Genomic DNA, 13,792 nt, shown 5'->3' with positions numbered 1-13,792 from the left:
TGTGACCTGCGGTTTTATCGGCCGAGAAAATTCTTTGGCGGCAGGTGTGACGTTTTTGGAGCCCAGGGCGCAGTAATGAGTGAGCCGACTGGTCATCGGCCATTGCACTGAGCCGGGGTTCCCCCCGTACCCACGGCTCGTGCACCTGGCGCGGGCGGGACACGTTCCCCCGGTCCCGCCCGCGCCCATTCTCTTCTCCCGCCTTCCCGCCTTTCCGTCTCCCTGGCTACCAGTGGACGACGACCTCGTCGCCGACCTGCACCTGCGCGAACAGCCGCCTGATCGCGGCCTCGTCACGGACGTTCACACAGCCGTGCGAGCCGCCCGCGTAGCCGCGCGCCGCGAAGTCGTAGGAGTAGTGCACCGCCTGTCCGCCGCTGAAGAACATCGCGTACGGCATCGGCGAGTGGTAGAGCGTGGACACCCAGGTCCGCGCCTTCCAGTAGACGTGGAAGACACCGTCCCGGGTCGGGGAGTACTGCGTGCCGAACCGCACCGCCATGGCCGACACCGTCCGCCCGTCGACCATCCAGCGCAGGGTGCGCGTCGTCTTGTCGATGCACAGCACGCGGCCGGTCAGGCAGCGCGGGTCGGGCGTGCCGGCCGGCTGACCGCCCATCAGGTACAGCTCCCAGGGGCCCGGGGTGTGCGTCATCGCCACCAGCCGCTGCCAGGTGACGGTGTCCGTCCGCCCGGTGCGGGGCAGCCCGCGTCTGCCCTGGAAGCCCTCGACGGCCCGGGCGGTCAGATCGTCGTACGACCCCGTCGGCCCGTCGGACAGCCAGTCCACCTGGCGCAGCCGGGCCTGCAGTTCCCGCACGCCCGTCCCGCTGTCGCCGGGCGACCACAGGACGCGGGACGGCACCACGGCGGACGGCGGCCGGGCGGACGGGGCCGGGACCTGGGCCGGCCGGGTGGTGACGGAACCCGGGCCCGACGGCAGCCGGACATGCACCGGCGGAGCGGGTCTGCCGTCCGCGCCCGTCGGCTGCTGCACGGTGCAGCCGCACAGGGCGGCGAGGGCGGCACAGGAGGCGAGTACGGCGGCGAGCGGACCCCTGATCCTCATGCCGGGGATGTTTCCCCGCGTGACCGCCGCCGAACTACGGGGCATGGTGAGGGGGAGACAGGACGTACTGCGGAGGCATCCATGGCACGTGAGTCGGAATCGGGTCTGCCGATCGAGCCGGTCTACGGGCCGGCCGTGCTGGACGGCTGGGACCCGGCGGCGAAACTGGGCGAACCGGGCGGCTACCCCTTCACCCGCGGGGTCTACCCGAGCATGTACACCGGCCGCCCCTGGACCATGCGCCAGTACGCCGGCTTCGGCACGGCCCTCGAATCGAACGCCCGCTACCGGCAGCTGATCGCGCACGGCACCACGGGCCTGTCGGTCGCCTTCGACCTGCCCACCCAGATGGGCCACGACTCCGACGCGCCCCTCGCGCACGGCGAGGTCGGCAAGGTCGGTGTGGCGGTCGACTCGGTCGAGGACATGCGCGTCCTGTTCGACGGCATCCCGCTGGACCAGGTCTCGACGTCGATGACGATCAACGCCCCCGCGGCCCTGCTGCTCCTCCTCTACCAGCTGGTGGCCGAGGAACAGGGCGTGCCGGCGGACCGCCTGACCGGCACGATCCAGAACGACGTCCTGAAGGAGTACATCGCGCGGGGAACGTACATCTTCCCGCCCAAGCCCTCCCTGCGCCTGACCGCCGACATCTTCAGGTACTGCACCGCCGAGATCCCGAAGTGGAACACGATCTCGATCTCCGGCTACCACATGGCCGAGGCGGGCGCCTCGCCCGTGCAGGAGATCGCGTTCACGCTCGCCGACGGCATCGAGTACGTCCGCACGGCGGTCGCGGCCGGCATGGACGTGGACGACTTCGCTCCCCGTCTGTCCTTCTTCTTCGTGGCCCGTACGACGCTGCTGGAGGAGATCGCCAAGTTCCGTGCGGCGCGCCGGATCTGGGCGCGGGTGATGAAGGAGGAGTTCGGTGCGCGCGACCCCAGGTCACTGATGCTGCGCTTCCACACCCAGACGGCCGGGGTGCAGCTGACCGCCCAGCAGCCGGAGGTGAACCTGGTCCGGGTCGCCGTCCAGGCCCTGGCCGCGGTGTTCGGCGGCACCCAGTCCCTGCACACCAACTCCTTCGACGAGGCCATCGCGCTGCCGACGGACAAGAGCGCCCGGCTGGCGCTGCGCACCCAGCAGGTGCTGGCGTACGAGACGGACGTGACCGCGACGGTCGACCCCTTCGCCGGCTCCTACGCCGTGGAGCGGATGACGGACGACGTGGAGGAGGCGGCCGTCGGCCTGATGCGCCGGGTCGAGGACCTGGGCGGAGCGGTGGCGGCGATCGAGCAGGGCTTCCAGAAGGCCGAGATCGAACGCAACGCCTACCGCATCGCCCAGGAGACCGACTCGGGCGAGCGGGTGGTCGTGGGTGTCAACCGCTTCCAGCTGGACGAGGAGGAACCCTACGCACCCCTGCGGGTGGACCCGGCGATCGAGGCCCGCCAGGCCGACCGCCTGAAGCGGCTGCGGGCGGAGCGGGACCAGGCGGCGGTGGACGCGGCCCTCGCCGCCCTGAAGAAGGCGGCGGAGGGCGAGGACAACGTGCTCTACCCGATGAAGGAGGCCCTGCGCTCCCGGGCCACGGTGGGCGAGGTGTGCAACGCGCTCAGGCAGGTGTGGGGGAGCCATGTGCCGTCGGACGCCTTCTGAGCCTCCTCCTCATGCCTGCTGCCGAGCCGGAGCACCGACGCCACCCGGCTGAACGGGCAGTGCGAGGGCTTCGTGGCCGGTGCCCGCGCCGAGTGCGCCCTGCTGGTAGAAGCGCGCGTGTTCCCGGCACAGCCAGTAGGCCGGACCCTCGGGAGTCATGACCTTGTTCAGGCCGGCCCAGCGCTCCTCCGGATCGAGTTGCTTGAGCAGGGAGTACATCTGCCGGGATTCCGCATGATCCGTCGCCACGACAGTGGATCGTGACTCCCGCTCGCTCAGCTGTCTGCGGGTCTCGCCGGGAAGCCCGTCGAGCAGCGCCTTCATCAGTTCCAGGTCGTCCTTCACCGCCTTGCTCAGGTCCTCGGACACCGCCCCGACGGCCGCGCCGAAGACGGGGACGACGTACTTGAGCACCTTGAGCGACCGATGCACGTACGGCAGTACGACCTTGGTGAACTGGGAGTTCACGGGCAGCTCGTACGGCTCGGCCCCCTCCAGCAGGTGCCACTCGCCGGGGGCCTCGCAGCACAGGTGCAGCTGGAACACGTCCCCGGGCCGCAACCGGTGGCCCGCCTCACGACGCGACACGCGGCGCACCCAGATGACACTGGGGCAGATCGCCTCCTGCCGGCTCTGTTCGCGGCGCAGCAGCGCGAGGAAGCCCCGCTGCTGCTCGGCCACCATGGCCGACACCTCGGCCCTGGCCTGCTCGATTCCGTCCCGCACCTCGGCGTGCCGGCGCTGCCCGACGAGCTCCATGCGGTCGAGCCGCTCGAGGACCTGGCGCGTCATCTGTTCGGACCGGTCGGCGGCCGGCCGCTCGATGCCCTGCAGCAGGAAGGAGACCTCGACGCTCTCCAGGTGCTCCGGGCACTCGATCGTCTCGAGGGGAGGACGGCGGTCGAGCCGTGCCCGCAACTGCTCGTGCCGGAACTCGTGCGCGCAGGCGCTGCCGTCCGGGTACCGGTGCGGGCAGGGCACGAGGCGCGTGATGTCGAGGCCGGGGTAGCGCTGGAGGGTCTGCTCGAATCCGTCCTTGAGCACGGCGAAGAAGTCGTGCGGATAGGAGCCCCGCACGCGCAGCTCGGCCGTCTTCGCATGGCGGTCCACCGTGACCAGAGCGGCGTGCACACCGTCCGGATGCTTGAGCAGCGCCCCCGAACGCCAGCGCACGGGCGTGGAGAACCGGTGCTCACGCGCGATGAACCACGTGGGGATGCCGGGGGGAACCGTGTGCAGCCGGTATCTGAGCCGCAGCTCGCGCTGGCCGAGGCGCCCCGGGGAATTCCACTCGTCCTGGTACGGCGGCGGGTTCCAGGGCAGCAGTTCCACCACGAGGCTGGCGGCCTGGTCCTCGGTCCGGTACGAGAGGTCGAAGTTCTCCATCATGCGGATGAGGTGGCGCCGCATGGACCGCTCGACGTCCTGCCAGAGCGTGGCCCCGAAGGAGTGGTGGAACAGGCCGCCCTCGTTGAGCACGTCCTCGGAGTCGAGCACCCGGCTGATGTACGCCGTCAGCCACTGGGGGCGCAGGACGACGAGATCGCACAACTCCTCGTCGTCCGGGTAGTAGAGGAGGTCGCCGAGGCTGTGCAGCGCCGCGGTCAGTGAGGCCTGGTGCGAGGGCTCGCGTACACCGGCCGTCGAGAGCAGTTCGTTCAGCCCTTCCGGCGTGATGTGCTTGTTCTCGGCCGCCCGTACGGCGTCCGCGGCCCGCAGCCAGGTACGCGGCCAGGTCACTCCCATCAGGGGGAGCAGTGCGACTTGCCGGCGAATGACCTCGCGCACCTGGGCGACACCGGCACCGCTCGCGCTGTCCGCGCTGAGGCTCTCCACGATCAGCCCCGGATAGGTCTCCTGCAACTCGTCCAGGGGCAGGTCCGGGGGGCGCGGTCCGAGATGCGTGGCGACCAGCACGACGGGGGCCTGCGGCGCCCTGGCCTTGATCATGTCGAGCCAGTAGTGCAGCTTGCTGCCCTCCCAGCCGATCTGCGCGTCCCACAGCAGCAGGAAGAGCGAGCGGTCGGTCAGGAAGAACTGGTGGGTGGCGTGGTAGATCTCCTGCCCGCCGAAGTCCCAGGTGCTCAGCAGCATCGTCACGTCCTCCCCGGCAGGGGGATGCGGATGCGGCATGTCCAGCGTGCCGACGGTGAGCCCGTGGGTGCTGTCCTCGTTCGGGTTGTGCGTCTCGCCGCGCAGGGCACGCAGGAGCGAGGTCTTTCCCACCCGGCCCTCGCCGACCACGACGACCTTGGACGACCACTGGCGCACGGGGTCGGCCTGGGTTTCGGCGAGGAAGGTGACGATCGCCGCGGCGCCCGCGGCGACCACCTCGGGGGGTGGGTTGGTCAGGGGGTTGCCCTCGAGCGAGAGTGACCGCAGTGCACGCAGGGCGCCCATGCTCTGGGGAAGTTCGGCCAGGCTGTTGCCGCTCAGTTCCAGGCGCGTGAGCCGTGCGAGGCGGCCGATGTCCTCGGGAAGGGCGGTCAGGAGGTTGCCGGTCAGCCAGACCGTGTCGAGCCTGGTGAAGTTCGTGAACCAAGCGGGCAAGCGTTCGAGCGAGTTCTCGCCGAGTGCGAGGAAGGTGAGCTTGGTGAGGTTCTGGAGCGTGTCCGGCAGCGCGGTGAGGTGATTGCCGTAGAGGCGCAGCTGCCTGAGCCGGGTCAGGTTGCCGAGGCTGTCCGGGACCGCCTCCAGCGTGTTGAAGTCCAGGCTGAGGTCGTCGAGCCGGGTGAGCCTGCCGATCGACTCCGGTACGGCTTCCAGCTTGTTGCGGTCCGCGGAGAACCTCTCGAGGCCGGTGAGGTCGCCGATCCACTCCGGCAGCTCCTCGAGCATGTTCCAGTCGAGCGTGAGTGACGTGAGGTGGGTCAGCTCGCGCACCCGTTCCGGCACCGCTGTCAGCTCGAGCTTGGCGAGGTCGAGCGTCGTGCCCCTCGTCCTTCGGCACTCCTCGATCCGTGCGTGCGCTTCCACGATCCCGTCGTCGGTCGAATCCAATTCCCGTGCCCCGCCCTGTACTTGACCTGGAGGGCTCCCTCGCCCCCCGGAGACACACAGAGTAGGGATCGCGTCACCCGCCGGTCAGGACAATCCGGTAATCCGCACACACACTCATGCGTCCGTGCGACACTCCTTTGCATGTTCGGCGTCATCCACCTCCCCACCTATCTGGCAGGCCTCGCCCTGATCGTGGTGCTGCCCGGGCCCAACTCGTTGTACGTGCTGTCCGTCGCCGCCCGGCGCGGGGTCCGGGCCGGGTACACCGCTGCCGCGGGTGTGTTCTGCGGGGACACCGTGCTGATGACGTTGTCCGCCGCCGGGGTGGCCTCGCTGCTGAAGGCCAACGCCGTGCTGTTCGGGGTCGTGAAGTACGCCGGTGCCGGGTATCTGACCTGGCTGGCGTTCGGGATGCTGCGGTCCGCCTGGCAGTTGTGGCGGACCCGGCGGGAGCAGGCCGTGGCGGAGGCGGCGCCCGCGCGGGCCACCGAGGAGCGGCCCTTTGGGCGGGCGTTCGTCGTCAGCCTCTTCAACCCCAAGGCGATCCTGTTCTTCGTCGCCTTCTTCGTGCAGTTCGTCGACCCGGGCTACGCCTACCCGGCACTCTCCTTCGCCATACTCGGCGCCTTCGGGCAGCTGGCCAGCTTCCTGTACCTCAGCACGCTGATATTCGGCGGAACGCGCCTGGCCGCCGCTTTCCGGCGCCGCAGGAGGCTGTCGGCCACGGCGACCTCGGCGGCCGGTGCGCTGTTCCTGGGGTTCGCGGTCAAGCTGTCGCTGGCCGGTTCGTAGCCCCTCCAAGACCGGCCCGGGACAGGTAGGCCTCGAGTCCCTCCGTGGTGTCGCCCGCCCAGCCCACATAGCCGTCCGGGCGGATCAGGAAGACCCCCTGGCCGTACGACTCCGGGGCCGCCGGGAGCGACCGTACGCCGGCGATCGGGGCGTGCGTGCCCAGCAGGGTCCAGTGCGGTCCCCGGAACGCGTCGAAGAGGCGTGTGCCGTTCACCGTGCCGTCGGGGGCCCGGTCGCCCGCCCGCACCGGGCCGGGGTCCGGGCGGGTCTCCTGGGTCAGCGACGACTCCCGGTATCCCAGGCCGAGTTGGACCGTCTCCTTCCCGCGGCGGACCTCGCCCCGGTGCACCCCCGTCGACAGGTCCAGCATCGCGGCGGCGTTGGCACGGCGCTCCTCCTCGTAGGTGTCCAAGAGCCCCTGCGGTGCCTGCCCCTTCAGCACCGCGCCGAGCTTCCATCCCAGGTTGTAGGCGTCCTGGACGCTGGTGTTCAGGCCCTGGCCGCCCGCCGGGGAGTGGACGTGCGCCGCGTCGCCCGCGAGCAGGGCCCGGCCCACCCGGAAGCGGTCCGCCAGCGCCGCGCGGGGACGGAAGTCCGAGGCCCAGCGCAGCTGGGTGACGGCGTCCTCGCCGAGGTGCGTGTACGCGGCGACCAGCTCGCGGATGCCGTCCGCGGACAGGTCGGGTTCCGTGCCCACCGGCAGGCGTGCCTGCAGCTGGAAGTCGGCCGTGCCGGCCAGCGGGCACAGGCCGAGGGAAGCGCCGTCCGGCCCCGGGAACACGTGCCAGTGGTTGCGGTCCAGGCCCCGCACCCGTACGTCCGCCACCAGGAAGGGCGCCGGGTCCACCGTCTCGCCGGTCATGCCGACGCCCAGCGTGCGCCGGACCGCCGAACGTCCGCCGTCGGCCGCGACGAGGTAGCGGGCGCGCAGCGTCCTGCCGTCGGCGAAGCGGGCGCTCACGCCGTCCGCGTCCTGCTCCAGACCCGTCAGCTCGCGTCCGAAGGCGACCTGGCCGCCCAGCTCCGCCAGCCGCGCGTGGAGGACCTCCTGCGTGCGCCACTGCGCGACCATCAGCGGCTCGGTGTACGGCGCTCCCTCGTCCGCCTCGATCTTGTCGAACATCGGCTGTTCGCCGACGCGTTCGCCGTCCCGCCAGATCATCCGGTCCGGATAGGGCCCGCCCGCCGCGCGGATCGCCGCCAGCACACCCAGGTCGTCGAAGACCTCCTGGGTGCGCGGCTGGAGTCCCTTGCCGCGCGAGCCGGGGAAGAGCCGTCCGGCCCGCTCCACCACCAGTGCGTCCACGCCCTGCCGGGCGAGGTCGATGCCCAGGGTCAGCCCGGTCGGGCCCGCGCCCACGATCAGGACATCCATGAAGAAATCTCCTTAACGTCGTTAAGTGCCGTCGCCCATGAGCGTGCCCTTAACGCTGTTAAGCTGTCAAGTGTGAGCCCCGAGAAACGCGCCCCCCTGGACCGCCGCCGAGTCGCCGAGACGGCGCTGCGCCTGCTCGACGAGGCCGGTCTCGAGGGGCTGACACTGCGCGCCATCGCCAGGGAACTGGACGTCAAGGCGCCCGCCCTGTACTGGCACTTCAAGGACAAGCAGGCGCTGCTCGACGAGATGGCGACGGAGATGTACCGGCGGATGGCCGCCGGGAGCGTGCTCGATCCGGACGACAGCTGGCAGGAGCGGCTGTCGAAGACCGGCCGCGGGCTGCGCAGCGCGCTGCTCGGCTACCGCGACGGCGCCCGGGTCTTCAGCGGCTCACGCTTCACGGGCACCGAGCACGCCCCCGCCCTGGAGGCGAATCTGCGGCTGCTCACCCAGGCCGGGTTCAGCCTCGTGCAGGCGGTCGACGCGGCCCGCACGGTGAACGCGTACACCATCGGGTTCGTCACCGAGGAACAGGGCGTACGGCCCCTGCCGGGCGAGCGCCGGGAGGGGTACGACGTCGAGGAGCGGGCCCGGCGGCTGGCGGACTTCCCGCTCGCGGCGGCGGCCGGAGAGCTGCTCTTCGACGACTACGACCGCCAGTTCGAGGAAGGACTGGCGGTCGTGGTCGCGGGGATCGGGGCGCGGTACGGGACCGGCTGACCGGGATCGGCACACCGGTGCCGGCTGCCCGGTGTCCGCCGGCCGGCATCCGTCGGCCGGGTCAGCCGGCCGGTATCCGTACCGGCTTGAGCGCCCGCTTCAGCCGGGGTCCGAACGGCGTCTCCACGAAGCGGTGGATCAGCCACGCCAGCCCCAGCATGCCCAGCACGGTCACCGCGAGCGTCGGCCACGGAGCGAGGCCGAGGCCCCGGTGCAGCACCCGGATCACGAACCAGCCCAGGTGCTCGTGGACCAGGTAGAACGGGTACGTCAGCGCGCCGGCCGTGACCAGCCAGCGCCAGGACGCCCAGCGGGCCCAGCCGAGCGCCACGACGGCCACGGCCGCGAAGGCGACGGTGACGATCAGGATGACGACGTACGGGTCGCGGTGCGGGTGGTGGCCCCACAGACCGACGGTGGCCTCCCGCTGGGCGAGCAGCCAGGACATCGCGACGATGCCCCAGGTGAGCAGGTCGCTGCCGAAGCGGTGGATCAGGTACAGCGCCAGACCGCCGATGAAGAAGGGGGCGTACTCGGGCATGATCACCTGGTCCAGCAGCGCGTTCTTGGAGCTGTGGCACAGCACGGCCGCCAGCGTCCAGACGCACGCGAACAGCACCACCCGGCGGTACGTCACCCCGCGCAGGACGACGAGCAGCGCGAACAGCACGTAGAAACGCAGCTCGACCCAGAGCGTCCAGCACACGCCGAGGACCCGGGTCGCACCCATCGGCTGCTGCAGCATCGTCAGGTTCACCAGGAACTCGTCCAGCCGGACCGCGTGGACGACGGCGGGCAGGGCGAGGGACGCCCCCGTGACCAGGACCAGGGCCACCCAGTAGGCGGGATACAGACGCGCGACCCGGGAGCGGAAGAAGTCACCGAGGGTACGGCCCCAACTGCTCATGCAGATCACGAAACCGCTGATGACGAAGAAGAACTGCACACCGAAATTGCCGTAGACGGCCGCCCGGGACAGGGTCGGGAAGAGGTGCGACGGGCTGCCGTGCCACGACGCGGAGACCGTGCCGCCGCGTCCGGTGTAGTGGTAGAGGCAGACCATCAGGGCAGCCACCAGCCGCAGTCCGTCCAGGGCCGGCAGCCGGCTCCCGCGCCCGCCCGAGGGGGCGGTGGCGGCGGCCGGGCGGGGGATCAAGGGTCCGGGGGTGGCGGCGAGGCCGGGGGATGGAGCAGCCATGCGGTTTCCTTCCTGATGCGGTTGTGCGGCCGGCCCCGCTCGTGACTCACCGGCTGCTGACGGCTCACTTGCTGCTGACGGCTCGCCCGCCGCCGTGACGGCTCACCCGGCCGCGCGCGGCCCGCCCCCCCGGCCCGGCTCGCTTCAGCTCCGTGCGCCCTTGCGCAGGCTGCGCGCCTTGCGGGCCACCCGGCGCACGGTCGCGTTGCGCGGGATGAACGCCAGCTGGGCCGGCACCCCGCCGGGCAGGGCCAGCGAGGACAGCCGCCGCCGCTTGAAGTAGCGCAGGGTGCGGCCGTTCAGGTTCTTCGCGAGCCAGCCCTCGGCCTCTTCGCGCAGCCGCGGCAGGATCTTCGGCTGCATCGCGAAGCCCACCGCGCCCAGCAGGCCGCTCAGCGCCTCGACCGTCATGCCCCGGCGCTGCTCGGTGACCGCGGCGGTGTCGGTCAGCTCCGGCAGCAGCGCGTCGACGATGGTCACCGGGACCCGGTTGCTGTTCTCGTACGGCGCCAGCTGCTCCAGCAGCAGTTCGGTGCCGATCCGGGCGACCGGCAGGCCGTAGAGCGCGGAGGCGGTGAGCAGAGCGGTGGAGAAGCAGCCGACGACCAGCGCGGGACGCATCCGCTGGTACAGCACCTCGGCCAGCACCGGGGTGTCGAGCACGGTCAGTTCGACCTTCAGCTTCTCCGCCTCCTTCTCCAGGGAGCGGGTGAAGCTCGGCGGGGCGGACGGGTGCGGCTTGAACACCACCCTGGTGTGCCCGAGGGCGGCCGCGCCCTTCAGTATCCGCAGGTGCAGGTTCTCCTCCTGCTCGACGGTGAGGATCTCCAGCGCCGAGAGGTACTGGCCGAGCAGCAGCGCCGGCTCCTCGATGCCGGGCAACTCCTCGCCAGCCGGGGTGAGTTCGGCGAGCACCTTGAGGAAGGCGGCCGTCGGCACGATCTCGCCGGGCACGCCGAACTCGGTGAGCAGCAGCGGGTCCAGACCCGGTACCAGGTCCAGGTGCAGCACCCGGTCCACCCGGGTGCCGACCAGCGGGTCGATCTTGTTGCGGGTGGGGCCGTAGCTCATCAGGCCGTCGGCGTAGACGGTCACCGGGGCGCCGGTGAAGATCTGGCCGAGCGCCAGGGAGGGGTTGACCTGGATCGACTCGACGACCAGTGCCACGTCCTCGTCGCCCAGGCGCCACTCGTGGCGCAGGAAACGCTCCCACAGCGGCATGTCGTCCACGCGCGGTGCCCAGCCGCCCGGGTGGAACGGGTGGATGGTCTCGTTGTACGAGATCACCTCGTCGAACCGGTCGCGCAGCTTCTCGAAGCCGGGCGCCTCGTCCAGGCCGGGCGTCGTCTCCGGGGTGGCGGAGTTGTTGCAGACCAGCAGGATCCGCCGGTCGGCCGGACGGAAGCAGCCGGAGTCCAGGGCGGCGGCGAGCGTGGCCGTGCCGTACAGCGTCGACGCCTGGAAGATCTGGGTGGTCACGCGGCGGCTCCCGAGGGGGCCGGACGGCGGCGCAGCCGGCGCAGCTTGGAGGCGCGCTGGATGTCCATGGAGTCCAGCGCCTCGTCCAGCACGTCCTGCGGCATGCGCCGCAGGGCCGCCGCACTCATGGATTTCAGTTTTCTCGCCACCGCCGGCTCGAACCTTTCAATGGATCCCAGATGATGGGAAATGATGGCGCAATAGGTACGGACGGCCTTCGGCAGGAGTTCGTCCGCCCGCGGATCCTGGGCGGTTTCCGCGATGACCTGGTCGAACGCGCGAATGAAATCCAACTGCCGGACGTCGCCGATCTGGGTGAGCGACGAGGCGACCCCGCGCCGGTAGAACACGCCGAGCAGACTCACCGCGGCGAAGGATTCCGCCTCCCGGTGCAGCTTCCAGATCCACGGCCGGTCCTCGGCCGTGCGCAGCCCGTCGGTGAAGTGCAGCAGGCCCTTGTCCAGCAGCCGGCGGTGGTAGACGCCCGCCCACGCGTACGCGTAGTCCACGGACGTCGAGCGGTCGGCGGGCAGGATCGCCTCGCGCGGGTCCAGCACCACGCCCCGCCGGCCGACCGGCACCCGGAACACCTGGCGCGACCGGCCGGTGCACTGCACGTGGTCGGTGCGGACGAAGTCGCAGCCCAACTCCTCCATGGCCGCCACGAGCTGCGGGAAGTAGCCGGGAGCGAGCCAGTCGTCGCCGTCCAGGAAGGTCAGGTACTCGCCGCGCGCCCGGTCGATCCCGGTGTTGCGCGCGGTCGCCAGCCCCCCGTTCTGCTCGTGCCGGACGTACACCGCTCCGGGCAGCTCGCGCTCCGCGCGCGCGAGAATCTCTGGTGTCCCGTCGCGGGAACAGTCGTCGACGAGAATGAATTCGAAGTCCTCACGCGCGTTCGCCTTCAGGCTTCTGAGCGTGTCGGGCGCATATTGCTGCACGTTGTAGAACGGCACGATGACGGAGAGCTTGACCACGTCAGGGACGTTAGGGGGAAGCCCGTCATTCGTCTTGACGCTTTGCTTGATGCTGAGTGAACGACACGTGGCGAAGCTGTGAACCGGGCTTTTTTCCCATGCTTCCACGGCCCGATTCGCCATTCGGCGACATGCTGTTAACCGTTTGTTGCATTCGGGTTGGGCGGAACCTCGGAATGGCTTCCTAGCGTCTTCGGCGTGCCAGCAAGTGCTACGAAGTCCCTGCGGGTCGCCGTCCTCGCCGATTCCGACACCCGGTGGAAGTGGGGCGCGCTCACCGCGCAGCGCCTCACCCCGGCGGATGCCGAGGTCCGGCTCGACGGCTACCTCCTGCGGGGGCGCGCCACTCCGACAGCCCGTCAGCTGAAGGAGGTCGGCGTCCGCGCGGACTCCCTCCGCGAGGTCACCGGCGCCGAGTTCCTGCGCGCGATGACCGATGAGTCCTACGACATCCTCGTCCTCGCGCTGGTCGGCGGCGGCGTGCAGGCGATGCTGCACGGGCTGCGGGCCGCCTGGGGTCCGGGCGAGCGGCCCGTCGTCGTCACCGGGTACGTCGGTGTCGTCTACGAGAAGCTCGCCGACGGGCTGCTGCTGCGGCACGGCGCGGACCTCGTCCTCGCCAACTCCCGCCATGACGCGGACCGGTTCCGGGCCGTGTACGAGGGCGTGGGCGCGGACGCCTCCGCGGTCACCGAGGTCGCCCTGCCCTTCCTCGGCGGGGCGCCGTACACCGGTGAACAGGAGCCCTACACCGTGGTGTTCGCGGCCCAGCCGTCCGTCCCGGACAGCCGCAAGGACCGTACGTACCTGCTGAACCGGCTCATCGAGCACGCCCGCAGGCACCCCGAGCGGGAGGTGCTGCTGAAGCTGCGCTCCAAGCCGGGCGAACACACCACCCACATCGAGGAGCTGCCGTACCAGAAGCTGGTCCAGAACGCGGACGTGCCCGCCAACTTCCGTCTCGTGTACGGCCACATGGGCGAGGTGCTGGACCGCACCGACCTGCTGGTCACGGTCAGCTCCACGGCCGCCCTGGAGGCCCTGCACCGCCGCATCCCCACGGTCGTCCTCACCGACCTCGGCGTGCGCGAGGTGCTCGGCAACCACCACTTCACCGGCTCCGGGTGCCTGGCCTCCTGGGACCAGCTCGACGCCGGGCACCGGCCGGCGCCGGACGAGGAGTGGGTGGCCCGCCAGGGCGTGGCCGCCGACGGCTCCTACGGCACCGCCTTCGACACCGCGCGCGAGCGCATCGCCGCGCTGCTGCAGCGCCCGGGCGGGCTGCCGCCCCTCGCCCCCTACTACACCCCTCAGACGGCGCCCGGATACCTGCCCGGCATCCTCGCCCGCCACCATCTCGGCCCCGACGGCACCCCGCTGCCCGGCGCGCCCGCCGCCGACAAGGAACCCGGACCGGTCCGCCAGATCGTGCGCCGCGCCGCCCGCGGCGCCTACCGCCACGGTGTGCAGCGGGTCGCCCCGGTGATCCGGCGGATGGGGGAGCTGTGACCTTCCAAGGA

At 71.0% G+C, this 13,792-nt stretch carries 10 protein-coding genes; 4 read left to right on the top strand and 6 right to left on the bottom strand.

Annotation, left to right across the window (positions count from 1 at the left end; all coding sequences use genetic code 11):
• Positions 1-226: 226 nt before the first annotated feature.
• A complete protein-coding gene (locus A6P39_RS17740) occupies positions 227-1,069 on the bottom strand; it encodes a L,D-transpeptidase family protein (protein WP_067041680.1) in 843 nt (280 codons plus the stop codon).
• Positions 1,070-1,150: 81 nt separating this feature from the next.
• Between A6P39_RS17740 and A6P39_RS17735 the strand changes: the two genes are divergently transcribed.
• Positions 1,151-2,731, top strand: coding sequence for an acyl-CoA mutase large subunit family protein (locus tag A6P39_RS17735; RefSeq protein WP_067041683.1), 1,581 nt, complete (start codon positions 1,151-1,153; stop codon positions 2,729-2,731).
• Positions 2,732-2,740: 9 nt separating this feature from the next.
• On the opposite strand, the gene A6P39_RS17730 is transcribed toward A6P39_RS17735, so the two are convergent.
• The gene (locus A6P39_RS17730; protein WP_159395983.1) at positions 2,741-5,707 is read right to left on the bottom strand and encodes a COR domain-containing protein; all 2,967 of its coding nucleotides are present in this window, start codon (positions 5,705-5,707) and stop codon (positions 2,741-2,743) included.
• Between the two features lie 165 nt (positions 5,708-5,872).
• Between A6P39_RS17730 and leuE the strand changes: the two genes are divergently transcribed.
• Positions 5,873-6,523 carry a leucine efflux protein LeuE gene (gene leuE, locus A6P39_RS17725; protein ID WP_067041689.1) on the top strand — a complete coding sequence of 217 codons (651 nt, stop codon included), beginning with the start codon at positions 5,873-5,875 and terminating at the stop codon, positions 6,521-6,523.
• On the opposite strand, the gene A6P39_RS17720 is transcribed toward leuE, so the two are convergent.
• Positions 6,498-7,898, bottom strand: a complete 1,401-nt coding sequence (locus A6P39_RS17720) for an FAD-dependent monooxygenase (protein WP_067041692.1) — start codon at positions 7,896-7,898, stop codon at positions 6,498-6,500. The two genes, leuE and A6P39_RS17720, sit on opposite strands and share 26 nt — an antisense overlap.
• 72 nt (positions 7,899-7,970) lie before the next feature.
• Here A6P39_RS17720 and A6P39_RS17715 point away from each other — a divergent pair, with 72 nt between their 5' ends.
• Positions 7,971-8,621, top strand: coding sequence for a TetR/AcrR family transcriptional regulator C-terminal domain-containing protein (locus tag A6P39_RS17715; protein ID WP_067041695.1), 651 nt, complete (start codon positions 7,971-7,973; stop codon positions 8,619-8,621).
• 61 nt (positions 8,622-8,682) lie between these two features.
• Here A6P39_RS17715 and A6P39_RS17710 read toward each other — a convergent pair whose 3' ends face one another.
• The 3 genes from A6P39_RS17710 to A6P39_RS17700 form a co-directional block, all read right to left on the bottom strand.
• A complete protein-coding gene (locus tag A6P39_RS17710) occupies positions 8,683-9,819 on the bottom strand; it encodes an acyltransferase family protein (protein WP_199840722.1) in 1,137 nt (378 codons plus the stop codon).
• 144 nt (positions 9,820-9,963) lie between these two features.
• Positions 9,964-11,298 carry a polysialyltransferase family glycosyltransferase gene (locus tag A6P39_RS17705; protein WP_067041698.1) on the bottom strand — a complete coding sequence of 445 codons (1,335 nt, stop codon included), beginning with the start codon at positions 11,296-11,298 and terminating at the stop codon, positions 9,964-9,966.
• A complete protein-coding gene (locus A6P39_RS17700; RefSeq protein ID WP_067041701.1) occupies positions 11,295-12,272 on the bottom strand; it encodes a glycosyltransferase family 2 protein in 978 nt (325 codons plus the stop codon). The genes A6P39_RS17705 and A6P39_RS17700 overlap by 4 nt, the downstream gene beginning before the upstream one ends.
• A gap of 198 nt (positions 12,273-12,470) precedes the next feature.
• On the opposite strand from A6P39_RS17700, the gene A6P39_RS17695 reads away from it, so the two are divergent.
• Positions 12,471-13,781 carry a DUF6716 putative glycosyltransferase gene (locus tag A6P39_RS17695; RefSeq protein ID WP_067041704.1) on the top strand — a complete coding sequence of 437 codons (1,311 nt, stop codon included), beginning with the start codon at positions 12,471-12,473 and terminating at the stop codon, positions 13,779-13,781.
• The last annotated feature ends 11 nt before the right edge of the window (positions 13,782-13,792 follow it).

The sequence above is a fragment of the Streptomyces sp. FXJ1.172 genome (assembly GCF_001636945.3).
In the GTDB taxonomy this organism is placed as follows: Bacteria; Actinomycetota; Actinomycetes; order Streptomycetales; family Streptomycetaceae; genus Streptomyces.
The sequence above is the reverse complement of the archived record's forward strand: the minus strand, read 5'-3'. Positions and strand labels throughout refer to the sequence as shown.

Excerpts from the sequence above, each read along its gene's own strand:
- A6P39_RS17740 (WP_067041680.1), bottom strand. The coding sequence starts at position 1,069 with ATGAGGATCAGGGGTCCGCTCGCCGCCGTACTCGCCTCCTGTGCCGCC.
- A6P39_RS17735 (WP_067041683.1), top strand. The coding sequence starts at position 1,151 with ATGGCACGTGAGTCGGAATCGGGTCTGCCGATCGAGCCGGTCTACGGG.
- leuE (WP_067041689.1), top strand. The coding sequence starts at position 5,873 with ATGTTCGGCGTCATCCACCTCCCCACCTATCTGGCAGGCCTCGCCCTG.
- A6P39_RS17720 (WP_067041692.1), bottom strand. The coding sequence starts at position 7,898 with ATGGATGTCCTGATCGTGGGCGCGGGCCCGACCGGGCTGACCCTGGGC.
- A6P39_RS17710 (WP_199840722.1), bottom strand. The coding sequence starts at position 9,819 with ATGGCTGCTCCATCCCCCGGCCTCGCCGCCACCCCCGGACCCTTGATC.